Origin of the sequence: Maritalea mediterranea, from assembly GCF_021568695.1 — a bacterium.
GTDB classification, from domain to species: domain Bacteria; phylum Pseudomonadota; class Alphaproteobacteria; order Rhizobiales; family Devosiaceae; genus Maritalea; species Maritalea mediterranea.
Genome location: NZ_JAKGTI010000002.1, coordinates 305,528 through 322,768 on the forward strand (window position 1 = coordinate 305,528; position 17,241 = coordinate 322,768).

Here is a 17,241-nt window from a genome sequence, read left to right on the forward strand (position 1 = left end):
CTAAACACTTCAGCCACGGTCCAGTGCTCCCTTATACTCTTCAGGATCAGCCGTGAACGCGCCCACCAACATGCCCGCCACCGCGCCTGCCGCGATATACCACGCGCCGTCCACATAGGTCTTGGTGAGGATCGCAGCGGCCCCGCTGGCCGCCAGCACCATGGCGGTACTCTTGCCCTTCCAGAACCCCACGATCAGGCCGATGAAAATGGCGGGAAAGGCAAAATCAAGCCCATATTGTGCCGGGTCGAGGTCGACAAACATTTTGCCCAGCAACGCGCCAATGGCGGTCATCAACACCCAATTGAGATAGAACGGCGTCACCAGCCCCATATAAAAGGCAAAGCTGAGATGTTGTTTACGCCCGCGATGTTCGGAGAGGGCCCAAATCTCATCGGCGAGAAACATATAAGCGATCATCTGCTTGCCCCACCCCATATGCCGGGTCTTTAGGCCGAGCGACGCGCTCATCAGAATATGGCGCACATTCACCAGCAAGGCAGACAGAATAATCGCCGCCCAGGGCACCGGACTGGCCCAAAAATCAATGGCGACAAATTGCGAGCCGCCCGCAAACACCACGGCGCTCATCAAGCCCACTTCCAAAGGGCTCAAGCCCTTTTGCGCGGCCAACCCGCCAAACACCAAAGAGATTGGCACCATAGCCACCAGAAGCGGCGCGATATGCTTGATTCCGGCAATATAATCGCTGTCGCGCAGGGGCATGTCACCACTGATCTCACTCATTCTTCGATCCAATCTAAGCGATATTGCGGTAGGCCCCGGGGGCGACACCAATGCGTTTTTTAAAGTGGCGATTAAGATGGCTTTGATCGTAAAAGCCGCAATCAAATGCCACTTGGGTTGGTTCAACGCCCTGCGCCAATTGCGCCCGCGCCTGTCGCACCCGCACGTCAGTCAAAAATGAATGCGGCGTCTGCCCCATATGTTTGGCGAATACACGCACCAGATAGCTTTTGGACATGCCCGAGAGGGCGCAAAGCTGGTCCAGATCCACTTCTTCATCATAATGCGCCCGCATATAATCGCACATATCGCGCACGGCTTTGGGCGCCCGCCCCACAACGGGCTCCTTACGCCAGCTGCCATAGCGGCCAATCACTTGGCCCAGCGCCAAATAAATTGCCTCATCCTTTTCCAGCGGATCAAGGCTTTGCTCCAATTGCGCATGCAGGCGCAGTAAATGCTCGGCCAGCGTATCGTCTTGCACCATTAACTGTTTGAAAAACAGGCTACCACGCCCGGGCGCAACACCGGGCAAATCCCGCGCCACCTTATGCATCAGCTCGACTGAGGGATAAAGCATGCGATAGCTATAGCCGCCCGCCATAGGTCGCCCGTCATGCACTTCTTCCGGATTAAGCATAAAGACAGAGCCGGGCCCGCCGATCGATTCATTGCCCTTCAGCTTGTGCTGTTGCTGGCCGGAAACAATCGCCCCGATCACAAAGGTATCATGGGTATGCGGTGCATAGGTGTGGGTGCGGAAAGTCGCGGTGAGACATTCCAAATCGCAATGCCGCGCCTCGCGCCAAAATTTGGCACGTTCCCCTGAGAATAACTCCGTCGCCGTAGCGGTTTCCTGCGTTTGTAGATCCATATGCCCAGCCTAGCCGATCAGAGGCGCAAGTCTTGGACAAAATTGCACCCCTGTCTAGAGCTGCGCTTCGCCAAATGCTGATGGCGCAATCAATTCTGGTGATCAAAGCCCGTCGATCAGCTCAAACCAGCCATCTTCATCCATGGTGGTCACGCCCAAATCCTGCGCCTTCTTCAGCTTGGACCCAGCCCCCGGCCCGGCCACCAGAATATCAGTTTTGCCCGACACGGAACCAGAAACTTTCGCACCCAGCCGTTCGGCCATCGCCTTGGCCTCCGAACGTGACATTTTTTCCAAACTGCCTGTGAAGACAATGGTTTTGCCCGCAACAGGGCTTTCGTCAGCGCTGGCCACTTCATAGGTCTTGGGATTGACCTGCTCGAGCAATTTATCAAGCGCCTCGACATTCTGCTCATTGGCAAAAAAGTCGACCAGCGAATTCACCACCGTTTCGCCGATGCCATCAATGGCAATAAAGCTTTCACGCGCCGACTCACCGCCCGCGGCAGCGTCCCGGGCAGCTTTCTCAAAGTCAGCAAAATTACCGAAATTGCGGGCAAACATGGCCGCTGTGGTTTCCCCCACATGGCGAATGCCCAGCGCGAAGATAAACCGGTCCAGCTCCGGTTCGCGCGTCTCCTCAATGGCTTCAAACAGTTTGCGGACTGAGGTACTGCCCCAGCCTTCTTGATCTTTCAGCTTTTGCAAAGCTGCTTCGTCGCGTTGCTGCAGCGTGAAAATATCCGCAGGCGTTTTCACCCGACCTTCTTCAAAAAAAGCCGCAACCTGCTTGGCCCCAAGCCCATCAATATCCATCGCATTGCGGGAGACAAAATGCTTGAGATGCTCCACCGCCTGCGCCGAACAGATCAGACCGCCCGTGCAGCGCCGTACAGCATCCAGCTTGCCTGTCTTTTCGTTCACTTCACGCACCGCGGGCGATCCGCAAACCGGACAGGTTTCCGGCATTTCAAACTTACGCGCGTCATCCGGGCGATGATCGAGCACTGGCCCCAGCACTTGCGGGATCACGTCCCCCGCCCGCTGAATGGTCACCATATCGCCAATCAAAACGCCCTTGCGCTCAATCTCATCTTCATTGTGCAGCGTGGCATTCGACACAACCACGCCACCCACCGTCACCGGCTCCAGCTTCGCCACCGGGGTCAGTGCGCCCGTACGGCCCACCTGAATTTCAATATCATTGAGCCGCGTGACCGCTTTCTCCGCCGGGAATTTATAGGCAATGGCCCAACGCGGCGCGCGGGCGACAAAGCCCCACCGCTGCTGCAAATCCAAGCGGTTGAGCTTATAAACCACTCCGTCAATATCATAGCCGAGCAAGGCACGCTCCTCGCCGATCATGGTGTGATGGGCGATCATTTCCTCAACGCTGGTCACCAGCTTCATCATCGGGTTGATTTTGAATCCCCAATCGCCCAGCTTTTGCACCACCTCATATTGCGTTTCTGCAGGCAAGGCAGAGACATCGCCCCAAGCATAAGCGAAGAAGTTCAAATTGCGCGCTGCAGTCACCCGCGAATCCAATTGGCGCAGCGAGCCGGCGGCGGTGTTGCGTGGATTGACGTACGTGTCCTTGCCCTGTGCTTCCAGCTCCTTGTTCAGGCGTTCAAACTCTGCGTGAGACATGTAAACTTCGCCGCGCACCTCAAACACATCCGGCACATCATCGCCTTCAAGTTTTTTCGGAATGTCGGCAATGGTTTTCAAATTCTCGGTGATGTCCTCACCTTCAGTGCCATCGCCGCGCGTGGCACCTTGCACGAACACGCCATTTTCATATCGAAGCGAGGCAGAAAGCCCATCAATTTTCGGTTCGGCCGTAAAGCCCAGTTCCAGCCCGGCATCGCGAGCAAAATAGCGTTTGGCGCGATCGACAAAGTCTTCCAGATCTTCATCAGAAAAGGCATTGCCCAGCGACAGCATCGGCACACGATGCACGACCTTTTTAAAGCCCTCGGCCACCTGAAATCCGACGCGATTGGTCGGGCTGTCTTGTCGCACCAGATTGGGGAAACGGGCTTCAATCTCGTCATTGCGGCGGCGCAGCGCGTCATATTCTGCGTCTGAGACTTCTGGCGCATCCTGCTGGTGATAGCGTTCATCATGATAGGCAATGGCTTCCGCCAAATGTGCCAATTCTTCCATGGCCTCTTGCCGGGTCAGCTCCTCAACGGACTTTTTGTCGCTCACGCCACCACCTCATCACGCAATCTATTGGCCGCAGCGCGCGCCTCATCTGTAATCTCCGACCCCGCCAACATGCGGGCAATTTCTTCGCGGCGTGCCGCCTCATCCAAGGGCTTCACATGGGTGCGCGTCAGGCTCCCCTCATCCACCACCTGCTTTTCAATCAGCAAATGCTGGCTGGCCCGCGCCGCCACCTGCGGCGCGTGGGTGACGCACAAAACCTGAACTTTTTCTGAAAGCCGCGCCAAGCGCTTGCCAATGGCATCCGCCACCGCACCACCCACACCGGTATCAATCTCGTCAAAAATCAACACGGGGGCTGAACCCTTATCGGCCAATACCACTTTCAGCGCCAGCAGAAAGCGCGAGAGTTCACCACCTGAGGCCACCTTCATCATCGGGCCGGGATTGGTTCCCGGGTTGGTCTGCACATGAAATTCGATTATATCAAAGCCGTTGGCGCTGACCCGGTTTTCATCCACCTTCTGGTCCACCAGAAACCGCGCTTGCCCCAGTTTTAGATCGGGCAATTCCGCCTCAACAGCTTTGATCAAATCCTCCGCCGTATTGGCCCGTGCTTCGCTGAGCGCAATCGCTGCACCGCGATAGTCAGTTTCAGCTTTGGCCAAGGCCTCGCGCAATTGCGTCAAATCCTCGTCGCCGCGCTCCAGATCCTGAATGGCTTTTTGATACTTCGCCAGAATGTCGGGCAAATCATCCACCAGGCATTGATGTTTACGCGCCGCCGCCCGCAGAGCAAACAACCGCTCCTCGGCATTTTCCAACTCGAGCGGGTCAAATTCCATCTGACGCTTGATGTCGTCCAGGGCCTCAGACGTGCGGTCGAGCGCGACCAGTGCGGCATCGATATTCTCAATCACCGGGGTGAACAGATTTTGCTCGCCTTCCCCCTTGCGCATCAATTGCCGCATGAGGCCGGCCAAAGCCGTTGAGGGTGCGGATGGTCCATTGATCACCTCGTCGGCATCGCGCACTTCGTCTGCCGCTTTTTCCAGCTCCATCAGGCGCTGGCGCTGGGCCGCCAAATCATCCTCTTCGCCCTTTTCGGTGTTCAGCTCTTCCAGCTCCGCCACCACATGCCGGGCGAAATCCTCGTCGGCCCGCGCCTTCTCCACCGCTGCTTCTTGGCGATTCAAGGCGTCCTGAGCTGCCGTCAGCGCTTTGTGCGCGTCCTTGGTGGCGGCCAGCAATTGACGGTGCCCACCATAGGCATCCAGCAAATGCCGGTGGGTCGTCGGGTCCACCAGCGCGCGATCATCATGCTGGCCGTGAATTTCGATCAGTTCCTGACCAATCTTTTGCATCAATTTTGCGGAAATGGGCTGATCATTCACAAAGCCGCGGGTGCGGCCATCGCCATATTGCACCCGGCGCAAAATGATTTCACCGTCGCTCATCAGCTCATTTTCTTGCAGCAACGCCATCACCCGATGGTCCATAGGCAATTCAACGCTGGCCACAACCTGGCCGCGCTCGGTGCCCTTGCGCACCAAGCCATTGTCGCCGCGCCCCCCAAGGGCCAGCGAAAGCGAATCAAGAAGAATGGATTTACCGGCCCCGGTCTCACCCGTCAGGGCGGTCATGCCGCCCTCAAGTGGCAAATCCAGCTGATCGATCAGAACAATATTTTGTATTGATATGGCTGATAGCATGCCCGAAAAACCCATATTTAGGCCGCCAAGGCACCTATGGGTTAGCTGTTGAGCGATCCTGCCAGCCAGCTACCCTCGTTCACCTCAGGGGCCAAACCCTGCTTTTGCAGCAGCTTATACGCATCCTGATACCATTCGCTAGAGGGATAGTTGTGCCCCAGCACCGCAGCAGCAGTTTGCGCTTCTTGTACCAGTCCTAACGCCATATAGGCTTCGGTCAAGCGCAACAGCGCCTCTTCCACATGTGTTGAGGTCTGATGATCCTCAACAACGGTGCGGAAACGGTTGATCGCACCTGTATATTGCTTATTGCCCAGATAATAGCGGCCCACCGACATTTCCTTGCCTGCCAACTGATCTCTGGCGATCAGAATGCGTTCTTTGGCGTCTTTGGCATAACGGCTGTCCGGATAATTATTAATGATCGTCTGGAACGTCGCAATCGCATCTTCAGCTGTTTGCTGATCCCGGGTCAGATCCTTGATCCGGTTATATTGCGAGGCCCCTTTCAGATATAAGGCATATGGCGCCTCTGATGAAGACGGATAGAGTGCCAGGAACCGATCCGCCGCCAGAATGGTGCGGTCATAGTCGCCCAAACGGAAATAGATGAAAGTGGTCATCATCCGGGAACGCTCTGTAAACTCTGAGTATGGATGCTGCCGCTCTAGCTTTTCAAAGCTCTCTAGCGCAGATTTATACCGATCGCGCTCCATAAAGTCGATCGCTTGATCATAAAGAGTTTCGGCAGGAATGATTTCTTCTTCGGTAATTTTTGGCTTACCAAAAAGGCTCATGCCAGCGCAGCCTGTCAATGTTGTTGCTAACGCGCCAACAATCACTGCCCGCATCAATGTTTTTGCAACGCCATTTTGAAGGTTTGCAATACCCATAATTAAAACGCCTTTATCAACCGAAGCCCACACTTTACATCCGATGTAGGGAGGAAAATGAACGAAACTAAGGCAAGATACAAGTTGATTGTACCGATTCAGCCAACAGATCGGATATAGCCGCGCAACTCAAGCCCCTCAGGCAGTTGCTCCAGCGCATCAAACTCCAGTGGCAGGTCACTTGCGGGCACGATTTCATAATTTTGCTCGCTGGCGAACAGTGAGTTTAGCACCAAAGCGTTCAAACCATGCCCACCTTTGTAAGAACGGAATTTACCATAAATAGGCATGCCGGCCAGCGCGAGATCACCCACAGCATCCAGCAGCTTGTGACGAACAAATTCATCTTCGTAGCGCAGACCGTCTTTGTTCAAAATCTCATTTTCATCTACTGCGATAGAGTTTTCCAACGATGACCCCAAGGCATACCCAGCCTGACGCAAAACCTTCGCATCTTTGATAAACCCGAACGTGCGTGCGCGCGATACATCGTCAACATACCGCTTTGGCGACCAATCAAATATCATGCGTTGGCGGCCGATCACATCACTTTCAAAGTCAATCTCTACATCAAACGCACGACCATTATATGGCTCAAGCGCAGCAAACGCATCGTTAGAACGCACCGTTACACTGCGTTTGATTTTGATGAATTTCTTTTCAGCAGGCTGGGTCTCAATCCCCGCCTCCACGATCGCATCCACATATCTGCCAGCACTACCGTCAAGAACCGGACATTCAGTCCCCTCGACTGTGATCAGCGCATTGTCGATACCCATACCTGAAAGCGCAGACACCATGTGCTCAATCATGGAAATTGTGCCCGCATCACCCAAATCAATGGCTGTACACAAATAGGTGCGTGAAACTCGATTGTGGTGCAAAGGCAAAATCTCGGAGTAGCTATCGTCTTGCAATTTTCGACGGATGGCGAAACCGCTATCAACGGCAGCAGGCTCGATCGTCAGGTTGGCTGGCTGGCCATTATGAACGCCAATGCCCGCAAAGCTAAGTACGCGCCCCACGGTGCACTGTTTGGTTGCAAATCTATTCATCTACTACTCCGGCTTATCAGGATTATATCCCTGCCTTTTTTAAAACTTGATAAACAAAAAAGACCCGAGGCGAAAGCCGCCCCGGGTCTTTTTTTCTTACTATGCCCTTAAAACTATCCGTGGCGTTTTAAGAAACTTGGAATTTCCAGCTGTTCCTTTTGGCCATTTGGCTGCGGTGTTGGCCGACCGGTCTGGTCAAGCTGTCCTTGCGCGCCCTGAGGCTTGGAAGGCCGTTGAGGGCTAGCTTCCACAGCATTGCGGGCCATGGCATCATCAGCTTTTTTCTCGTCAAATTCTTCCTTGCCCTGCAGGCCCACATTGCTGGCCAAGCGGCGGAAAAGGGCGCGCGCATTGCGCGGCTCTTTTTCTTCTTCTTGTTGCGCTTGCGCAACGGTTTCCTGAGCCACGCGGGGCAACTCTTCTGTGCGCGGCATACGACGAGGCGCGACTCGCTCTGCACTTTGCGGCACATACGTGGGACGAGGTTCCACATCTCGTGGTTTTGGTTCATCATCAATATTGGCCACAGGCTCAGCGCTCGGGCGATAAGGCTCAACCGTTACACTTTCCTTTTGTGGCGCCTGATGCTGCGGCTTGGACGCAAAGGCCTCGTTTACCGCTTTTTGCATCGCCATATCCAGCTCGTCAGCCGGTGAGGATTCTTCAAGCTTCGGCTCAGCCTGCTTCGCAGTAGACTGCACGTCATGCTCTGACTTTGGAGCGGCTGGCGCTTCACGGTTCACGCGAATGGCCCGCTCAGCGTTCGGCTCCACCGGATCCATGGCTTGAACCATTGTGGCGTCTGTACCGGTTGCCACGACAGACACGCGAATTTGACCGTCAAGACTGTCATCAAATGTAGCACCGAGAATGATGTTCGCGTCTGAATCCACTTCTTCGCGGATACGGCTTGCCGCCTCATCCACTTCATAAAGGGTCAGATCAGAACCACCGGTGATCGAAATCAACAGGCCGCGTGCACCTTGCATGGAGATATCATCCAGCAATGGGTTGGCAATCGCCGCTTCGGCGGCGTGACGGGCACGATCTTCGCCCTCGGCCTCGCCTGTGCCCATCATGGCTTTGCCCATGCCGCGCATTACCGCACGCACGTCAGCAAAGTCCAGGTTGATCAGCCCTTCCTTCACCATCAAATCGGTGATGCAGGCCACCCCTGAGAACAGCACTTCGTCCGCCATGGAGAAGGCATCTGCAAATGTGGTCTTCTCATTGGCCACGCGGAACAGATTTTGGTTCGGGATCACAATCAGCGTATCAACATGACGATGCAATTCGTCAATGCCATCTTCGGCCAAGCGCATCCGGCGCGCGCCCTCAAATTGGAACGGCTTGGTGACCACACCGACCGTCAAAATGCCTTGCTCGCGAGCTGCGCGCGCCACAACGGGTGCGGCGCCTGTGCCCGTACCACCGCCCATGCCGGCGGTGATGAAGCACATGTGCGACCCATTCAAATGGTCGGCAATCTCGTCAATTGTTTCTTCGGCTGCGGCACGCCCCACCTCGGGGTGCGATCCGGCGCCGAGACCTTCGGTTACGCCGACGCCTAACTGCACAACGCGCTCTGCCTTAGACAGGGCGAGGGCTTGGGCGTCTGTGTTGGCCACAACGAATTCGACCCCTTCTAGGCCCGAATCGATCATATTGTTCACCGCATTGCCGCCGGCACCGCCAACGCCAAACACGGTAATGCGTGGCTTAAGTTCTTGAATATCTGGAATTTGAAGTTTGATGCTCATTTCTGGCCCCATTGTGCTCCGTTGGCTATAAAATTACTGCCAGAACGTTAAGCACTCCCTAACAATTGCATCATTTTTGTTAACTCTGATGCATTTTGCGTCACTTCATGACCGACTGATCAAGTTTTTATTTAGGATAACAAAGCGTTAAAGCAGAATTTTAACCGCTCAAACCTCGCGATTGAAAACATTACAATGTGCAGATGAATCAGAAGCTGGATTTAAGCCAATGGCCAATATGTTTGAACCAGCCAAATTTGCTGTCACCGCCAGCTTTGACTTTCTGATCGACGAACTCGAGCTCGCACACTTGCGGATAGATCAACATGCCCACCACAGTGGAAAAGGCCGGGCCTTTCGCCACAGTGGGCAGCTTGGCCACGCCCAATGGCCTGCCCTGCCGCACATTACGCGCCAACACGCGTCTGGCGATCTCGGGCAAACCTGTCATTTCACTGGCCCCACCGGTCAACACAAAACGCCGGCCACACACATCCATCATGCCCGTGGCCACCATCCGGTCGCGCAAAATTGTGAGAATATCTTCCACTTGGGGCCGCACAATGCGGGTCAAAGTCGTACGGGGAATTTGGGTTGGCGCTTCATCCTCACCGGCACCCACTGGCTGGATCGGCACCATATCGCGCTCGTCGCTTTGCCCGGGCAAAACCGAGGTGAACAGTGTTTTCAACCGTTCCGCATCCTCAAAGCTCACCGAAAGCTGACGGGCAATTTCATGGGTGATGTTCTGGCCGCCGACATTGATCGAATCAGCATAGACCAGATAACCATCCTTAAAGACGCTCATCGTGGTGGTGGCCCCGCCAAAATCAACAATCGCCACCCCCAACTGCGCTTCATCATCTACCAGACAGGACAAACCACTGGCATAAGGCGTTGCCATAAAGGCCTCCACCTGCAAGTGGCAGCGGTTAAGCACCAACTCAATATTGCGCATGGACAATGTTTCGGCACTCACCACGGCCACGTCCACGCCCAGCGTGTCCCCCACCATGCCCCGCGGGTCCTGAATGCCTTTATGGCCATCCAACGCATAGCCAATCGGCAGCGCGTGCAACACCGACCGTTCGTCGCGGATAGAGCGCTCATTCACGGTTTGCAAAACTTTGGCCAAATCTCTGGGTTCCACCTCATGCCCGTCCAGCGACACGGTGGCAGCAAATGTTTCGGACCCCAGCCGCCCGGCGGAGACGTTTACAATAAGTGATTGCACAGTCACGCCTGCATTGCGCTCGGCCATGCCGACCACGGAGCGCACCGCATGCTCCGCCGCATCAAGATCGGTGACAATGCCCTTATTTACACCTTGCGAGGGGCCAAAGGCAAAGCCCAGCACTTCCGCTTGGTGCGTGCGTCCCCGCAGCGCCTTGCCCTCCGGCTGCGGCGTCAGGCGCGCGATAATGCAGCATATTTTGGTCGAGCCCACATCCAAAACGGTCACCAGGCTGGCTTTGCCTGGTTGCACCGGCTTAAGCCGCGCCGTCATTGCCTCTGAGATCATTGGGCGTTGGCCTCATCCTGGTCTGTTCCGGTACGATCTACGGGTCGTACGGCGATAAAATCTTTTAAACGAAAATCTAAAATTTCGATGTCGCGAGACAGCAACTGCTTTTCCGCGTCCAATTCAACAATTTTGGCCATCGCCTGATCGACACCGTTTTCGGGCAACATGATGCGCAGCCCCGATTCATAGATCAGATCCCACCGGCGGTCACCGATGCGGCTGGCGGCCAACAGATCCTGCTGTAGCAACTCATAGGGCTTAAGCATTTCAATCAGCATGGCCGCGTCGTCCGCGGCACCATCACCAATAAACAAAGGCAAGCCATCAATGCCGCCTTGCTCTAGGCTCACCAGCTTGTCACCCTTTTTATCAATGGCAAAGCTCACCCCATCGATCCGCCACACAGCAATCGGTGTTTTTTCCACCAATTCGATATTCAACGAATTCGGATAAATCTTGCGGATGGTCGCGCTTTCAATGGAGGGCAAAGCCTCAATCCGTTGGCGCGCCGCTTCCGCGTCGAAATTCACCAGCGAAATATTGCCTTGCAGCCCAATCGCCTCAAACAGATCTTCTTCCTTGGTGAGACCATATCCAGACAGCGAAACTTCCGACACCGCCAAGCCCGCCTGCGCAAACAGGCTGGCAGCCCGCTCGGTCAACAACGTGGCCCCATTCACCAAATGGTTGCGGTTGATCATGCCGACGCCCAGGATCAACACCACAAGCATAAGCGCCACAAGCTGCACGCCCAGCCGCTTATGCAGCACCCATGCCCGCTGCCCGCGCGCCACCAGCTGACTGGTTTTGCGCAGAGCCGGCAATTGCCGCATTGGCGCAGGTAGAGCCAGGGCACGTGCTTGAGGCTTTCTTATCTGTCGCAAGAGGCGTCCTCCAAAATCCAGCGGACCAGTTCTTCAAAATCATGCCCGGCATGGGCTGCCATTTCCGGCACAAGAGATGTGGGGGTCATGCCCGGTTGCGTGTTGATTTCAAGGCAAATCAGGTCGCCTTCTTCGCCACCATGCATGGACAAACGGAAGTCTGTGCGGGTGACCCCTTTGCACCCCAAACTCTCATGAGCCTTCAACGCCAGTTTCTGCGCAGTTTGGTAAATATTCGATGAAACCTCTGCTGGGAAAATATGCTTCGATCTGCCTTGTGCATATTTGGCTTCATAATTATAAAAATTCAAATCTGTGATCACTTCGGTCACCGCCAGCGCGACACCGCCCATCACTGCACAGGTCAATTCACGTCCGGCAATATACCGTTCCACCATCAGCTCATCACCGCTCTTCCAATCGGTGCGCAAAATCTCCTGTGGCGGATGCTCCGTACCCTGCTTGACAATAAAAACACCAACGCTTGATCCATCAGCCACCGGCTTGATCACATAGGGCGGTTCCATTTGATGTTTGCGGGCGACTTCATCGCGATTGGCTACGAAGTGATCGGTGACTGGGATACCGTTGGCCTTGAAAAACACTTTGGACAAATGTTTGTTCATGGCAATTGAGGAGGCGGAAACGCCCGAATGCGTGTAGGGAATGCCCATAATTTCGAGCAAACCCTGAACCGTTCCATCTTCACCAAAACGGCCATGTAGCGCATTGAAGGCGACATCGGGCTTCAACTCCTCCAGTACATGCCCCAAATCGCGATCAACATCGATACGGGACACCTGGTAGCCGCACCGCTCCAGCGCGTCGGCACATGCTTTGCCAGAAGACAGTGAGACTTCGCGCTCGCTCGCCCAGCCACCCATTAACACTGCTACATGTTTGGTCATGCTCACACCTGCCCGGTGAACACATCACCATCTAAGAATTCTCTAACTTCATGGCCGGGCACAAAATGGCCCATACGCCGAATTTCCCAGCGCAACTCAATGCCAGAGTTTTCGCGCACGCGGTTGCGAACGGTTTCACCCAAAGTTTCGATGTCGTGTGCTGTCGCTTCGCCCAGATTCAACAAAAAGTTGCAGTGCTTTTCCGAAACCTGCGCATCGCCAACCCTAAGGCCGCGACATCCAGCGGCATCCACCAATTTCCAGGAGGAATGGCCTTCCGGGTTTTTGAAGGTCGACCCGCCGGTACGCGCACGTGTGGGCTGGGAGCCCTCACGGGTCTCTGTGATTTCCTTCATCCGCGCCTTAATATCGTCCGGATCGCCTGCAAATCCCTGATAAACCGCCTGAGTAAACACCACGCCACGCGGGCCGTTATTTTTGCGATATTGATACCCCATATCCGCATTGGTGAGCGTAACGATCTCGCCATCGCGATCCACACCCCGCAGTTCCACCATGCGGTCTTTGGTTTCCGTGCCATAGCAACCCGCATTCATATAAAGCGCGCCGCCAATTCCGCCGGGAATGCCCCGGTAAAAGGTCAAACCGTCAATGCCATTATCTGCGGCAGCGGTTGCCACTTTGACATCTGGCAACGCCGCGCCCACGCGCAATTTGTGGTCGCCTAACGCCTCAACCTTGCCGAACCCTTTGCCGGACAAGCGCAGCACGACACCATCAAGCCCGCCATCCCGCACCAAAAGGTTGGACCCCAAACCGATCACTGTCAGCTTGATGTCCTTGGGCAGATTTTTCAAAAACAATTGCAGATCGGCCTCATCTGCAGGCTGAAAATAAAGCTGCGCCGGGCCACCGACGCGAAACCAGGTTATCTCGCTTAAAGGCTGGTTGGGAATAAGTTTGCCGCGAATATCATTTGTCCATTCGCCAAGTTGGGGCAATAAATCAGGAAAGCTCATTATGTCTTCTCACCAATGTATGTGTTGAGTTCATCCGGCAGCGTGGCTGCCCATTGGGTGATGTTGCCTGCCCCCAGACACACCACATAATCATCTGGCTTCACACGCTCGGAGAGCACTTTGGCCAGATGTTCGGGTCCTTCCAAAATGCGGGCATCACGATGGCCTTTCGCCCGCATACGCTCAACAAGCGTTTCATTGGTCACCCCTTCGCGCGGCTGCTCACCCGCTGCAAAAACCGGCGCAACAAGCACCGTGTTCGCATCGTTGAAGCATCCGGCAAATTCTTCAAACAAATCGTCCAGTCGCGAATAGCGGTGCGGCTGCATCACCGCGATCACATCGCCTTTCGCAGCGCTACGTGCGGCGGTCAATACGGATGCGATTTCCACCGGATGGTGAGCATAATCATCAATAATGCGCACACCATTCACCACACCCGTAGTGGTGAAACGCCGCTTCACGCCGGAAAAGCCCATCAGACCTTTGCGAATATCTTCTGGCGACACCCCAAGCCGGTTGGCCACCGCGATCGCCGCAGTGGCGTTCAGCGCGTTGTAAATGCCCGGCATCGGCAATTCCAAACCATCAATATGGGTCTCGCCCCCTTGGATGCGATGACGGATCACCACATCAAAAACATTATGCCCATTCTCGACGCGCACATTTTTCAACAACACGTCTGACTGCGGATTTTGCCCATAAGTGATCACGCGACGGTCAGTGATTTCACCCACCAGCGCCTGCACCACGGGGTGATCCATGCACATCACCGCAAAGCCATAAAAGGGCACATTCTCCACAAAGTGGATAAACGCCTTTTTCACCTCGTCAAAAGAGCCATAATGGTCCAGGTGCTCGGGGTCGACATTGGTCACGACCGCAACGTCGGCCGGCAATTTCACAAAGGTGCCATCGCTCTCGTCCGCTTCAACCACCATCCATTCGCCATCGCCCAGGCGGGCGTTTGTACCATAGGCATTAATAATCCCGCCATTAATCACCGTGGGGTCCATATTGCCTGCTTCCAACAAGGTGGAAACCAAAGAGGTCGTTGTGGTTTTACCGTGGGTGCCGCCAATGGCAATTGCGTTCTTAAAGCGCATAATCTCGGCCAACATTTCGGCGCGCCGCACAATCGGCAGCGCCCGCGCCCGCGCTTCCATCAATTCGGGATTATCTTTCTTGATGGCCGAAGAAATGACCACAACAGCAGCATCTTTGAGGTTTTCAGCGCGCTGGCCAATTTCGACTGCGATGCCTTTTTCCTGCAGGCGCATGACATTCGGATTCTGGTTCAAATCCGACCCGCGCACCGTATAGCCTTGGTTATGCAACACTTCGGCAATGCCGCTCATCCCGATCCCGCCAATGCCCACAAAGTGCACTGGACCAATATTTTGTGGCATTTTCATCAATGCTCTCCTTTATCCGGCTTTTGCCGTTTGTTCTGTGAGATCGGCCAAACGCTGAACAGCGTCGGGCATGCCGACATTTTTGGCATTTGTCGCCATTTGTTGCAGTTGCGCAGGGTGCGCCAAAAGCTCGGTGATCTTTGTGGCAAGTGAATGCGGTGAAAGTGCGGCTTGTTCCATCACCACACCGCCACCCGCTGCTTCCATCCGTTTGGCATTATTCAATTGGTCCTGGTCCAGCGAACCAGGCAAGGGCACATAAATGGCTGGTCGCCCAATCGCTCCCAACTCAGACACGGTCAATGCACCCGCACGGCAAATCACCAAATGGGATTTGGCCATCAGCCGCGGCAAATCCTTAAAAAAGGGTGCGGCATCAACATTCACCCGCGTTTGCGCATAAACTTCCGCCATGCGCTGCAAATCCTCTTCCCGACATTGCTGCACCAACTTCAAACGTGCGCGCAATTCATCTGGCAAAGCCGCAATAGCCCCAGGCAAGACCTGCGAAAATATTTGCGCACCCTGCGAGCCGCCAAACACTGTGATCCGCACATCATGCTCAGCGCCCAGCGGAGGATAGGGTATATTGGCGACTTGATGCACCATATCGCGCACCGGATTGCCGGTAATTACCGTTTTATCGCTAAACCGCTCAGCATATTTGGTATCTTCAAATCCCAACGCCAGCTTTTCGCAGAAACGCACCAACGCTCGGTTCGCGCGCCCCAGCACAGAGTTGGCCTCATGCAAAACCCCTGGAATGCCCAACATTGACGCCGCTAAAAAGGGCGGGAAGGTGGGATAGCCACCAAACCCCACAATCGCGTCCGGCTTAATCCGTTTTAGGGCTTTACGGGCTTTGCGCACCCCGGCCAAAATCGTGAACCCGGCTTTAATCGCTTTAAACGGATGGCGAAAGCTTGGTGTGGCCGCTGGCACAATGATGGTTTCAAGGGCGGGGAAGTCACCACCATAATTTTTGGCGCGTGCGTCGGTCATCAAATAGACCGTGTGCCCCCGCCTTAAAAGCTCTTCGGCCAGCGCTTGGGCGGGAAATAAATGTCCGCCTGTGCCCCCGGCCACCATCACAAATTTGCTCATAATGCTTCTTGCCGTACCGTCAGCCGGGATACCGGCAAGCCTGACGGAATGGTCTCCTGTGGTTTTCTGCGGGTCAGCCCTATCAAAAGCCCCATACCAAAAGCAACGGCAATCATCGATGTACCGCCATAAGACACAAAGGGCAGCGTCATGCCCTTGGGCGGGATAAGGTTCAAGTTCACCGCCAGATTGATCGCTGACTGCACCCCGAATTGAATGGCCAGTGCACTCACCGCCAGCCGCGCAAACAGATTGCTTTGCTGCTGCGCCAACAATAGCGACCGCACCACGATAAAGGCAATCAAGCTCACAACCACCAAGCAAAACAAAATACCAAACTCCCCCGCCGCCGCCGAAAACACAAAGTCCGCGTGGGCATCAGGCAAAGAACGTTTGGCGACACCTTCGCCCGGCCCAAGGCCAAACCAGCCGCCCTCCAGCAGAGATTGCAGCGCTTTTTCCACCTGATAATTGTCACCAGTCTCGGGATTAAAAAACGCATCAAATCGCCGTGTCACGTGCGGAAAGAAAAAATAGGCGCCGGTGATCGCTGCCAGCGCCATGCCGCCCAACAGAAAGATCAACCACCAGCTGATGCCGGAGATAAACAGCAATCCCGCCCAGGTGAAAATCACCAAAGCCGTTTGCCCAATATCCGGTTGCAACAGCAATATTCCGACAATCATCACCATCAACATGATGGTCATGGAATGGCCGGGCACATCCTGCAGACGCATTTTCTCAGAAATCAGCCATGCCGCCATCACCGCGAATGCGGGCTTCACAAACTCGATGGGCTGAAAAGAAAAGCCGCCAAGGGAAATCCAACGCTGCGACCCCTTTGCCTCGTAGCCCACCAGCAAGGTGCCCGCCAAAGCCACCAGGCCAAACGCCAGCACCAGCAAGGCCGCCTGTCGCGCCATGCGCGGGGTGAGAAAACTCCCCATAATCAACACGATCGTTGCCGGCAGCAAAAAGAAGATGTGGCGCACGATAAAGTGCCATTCGCTCAAGCCAAGGCGAGAGGCCACGGCCGGGCTGGCGGCAAAGGACATAATCACCCCTGCCCCCATCAAGGCAAAAAAGGCAGCCAGTAGCGGCCGATCAACCGTCCACCACCATTCCGCCAAGGGGGTTTTACGCTCTCGTGAAAACTCGCGGGAAAACATCAAATGCCATCACCAAATCAGTACTGTTACTCTAGGTGAATAA

At 54.9% G+C, this 17,241-nt stretch carries 14 protein-coding genes; all 14 read right to left on the reverse strand.

Features of this window, described 5'->3' with window-relative positions; all coding sequences use genetic code 11:
- Positions 1–9: 9 nt before the first annotated feature.
- Positions 10–747 carry an AzlC family ABC transporter permease gene (locus tag L1I42_RS10510; protein WP_236114482.1) on the reverse strand — a complete coding sequence of 246 codons (738 nt, stop codon included), beginning with the start codon at positions 745–747 and terminating at the stop codon, positions 10–12.
- A 13-nt stretch (positions 748–760) separates the two neighbouring features.
- A complete protein-coding gene (locus L1I42_RS10515) occupies positions 761–1,621 on the reverse strand; it encodes an AraC family transcriptional regulator (RefSeq protein WP_236114483.1) in 861 nt (286 codons plus the stop codon).
- A 102-nt stretch (positions 1,622–1,723) separates the two neighbouring features.
- Positions 1,724–3,790, reverse strand: a complete 2,067-nt coding sequence (gene ligA / locus L1I42_RS10520; RefSeq protein WP_236115044.1) for an NAD-dependent DNA ligase LigA — start codon at positions 3,788–3,790, stop codon at positions 1,724–1,726.
- 41 nt (positions 3,791–3,831) lie between these two features.
- Positions 3,832–5,505, reverse strand: coding sequence for a DNA repair protein RecN (gene recN, locus L1I42_RS10525; RefSeq protein ID WP_236114484.1), 1,674 nt, complete (start codon positions 5,503–5,505; stop codon positions 3,832–3,834).
- 41 nt (positions 5,506–5,546) lie between these two features.
- Entirely contained in the window at positions 5,547–6,398 is an 852-nt protein-coding gene (locus L1I42_RS10530) for an outer membrane protein assembly factor BamD (protein WP_236114485.1), read from the reverse strand.
- Between the two features lie 98 nt (positions 6,399–6,496).
- Entirely contained in the window at positions 6,497–7,453 is a 957-nt protein-coding gene (gene lpxC, locus L1I42_RS10535) for a UDP-3-O-acyl-N-acetylglucosamine deacetylase (protein ID WP_236114486.1), read from the reverse strand.
- Positions 7,454–7,566: 113 nt separating this feature from the next.
- Entirely contained in the window at positions 7,567–9,213 is a 1,647-nt protein-coding gene (gene ftsZ / locus L1I42_RS10540) for a cell division protein FtsZ (RefSeq protein WP_236114487.1), read from the reverse strand.
- Positions 9,214–9,421: 208 nt separating this feature from the next.
- On the reverse strand, positions 9,422–10,735 hold the full coding sequence (ftsA, locus tag L1I42_RS10545; RefSeq protein ID WP_236114488.1) for a cell division protein FtsA: 1,314 nt from the start codon (positions 10,733–10,735) through the stop codon (positions 9,422–9,424).
- A complete protein-coding gene (locus L1I42_RS10550; RefSeq protein ID WP_236114489.1) occupies positions 10,732–11,622 on the reverse strand; it encodes a cell division protein FtsQ/DivIB in 891 nt (296 codons plus the stop codon). Before L1I42_RS10550 ends, ftsA begins: the two co-directional genes overlap by 4 nt.
- Positions 11,610–12,530: a D-alanine--D-alanine ligase gene (locus L1I42_RS10555; protein WP_236114490.1), complete on the reverse strand. Its 921-nt coding sequence runs from the start codon at positions 12,528–12,530 to the stop codon at positions 11,610–11,612. Before L1I42_RS10555 ends, L1I42_RS10550 begins: the two co-directional genes overlap by 13 nt.
- Positions 12,531–12,532: 2 nt before the next feature.
- Entirely contained in the window at positions 12,533–13,510 is a 978-nt protein-coding gene (gene murB, locus L1I42_RS10560) for a UDP-N-acetylmuramate dehydrogenase (RefSeq protein ID WP_236114491.1), read from the reverse strand.
- Entirely contained in the window at positions 13,510–14,925 is a 1,416-nt protein-coding gene (murC, locus tag L1I42_RS10565) for a UDP-N-acetylmuramate--L-alanine ligase (protein ID WP_236114492.1), read from the reverse strand. The genes murB and murC overlap by 1 nt, the downstream gene beginning before the upstream one ends.
- Positions 14,926–14,937: 12 nt before the next feature.
- The gene (gene murG / locus L1I42_RS10570) at positions 14,938–16,029 is read right to left on the reverse strand and encodes an undecaprenyldiphospho-muramoylpentapeptide beta-N-acetylglucosaminyltransferase (RefSeq protein ID WP_236114493.1); all 1,092 of its coding nucleotides are present in this window, start codon (positions 16,027–16,029) and stop codon (positions 14,938–14,940) included.
- Positions 16,026–17,198, reverse strand: coding sequence for an FtsW/RodA/SpoVE family cell cycle protein (locus L1I42_RS10575; RefSeq protein ID WP_236115046.1), 1,173 nt, complete (start codon positions 17,196–17,198; stop codon positions 16,026–16,028). Before L1I42_RS10575 ends, murG begins: the two co-directional genes overlap by 4 nt.
- Between the last annotated feature and the right edge of the window lie 43 nt (positions 17,199–17,241).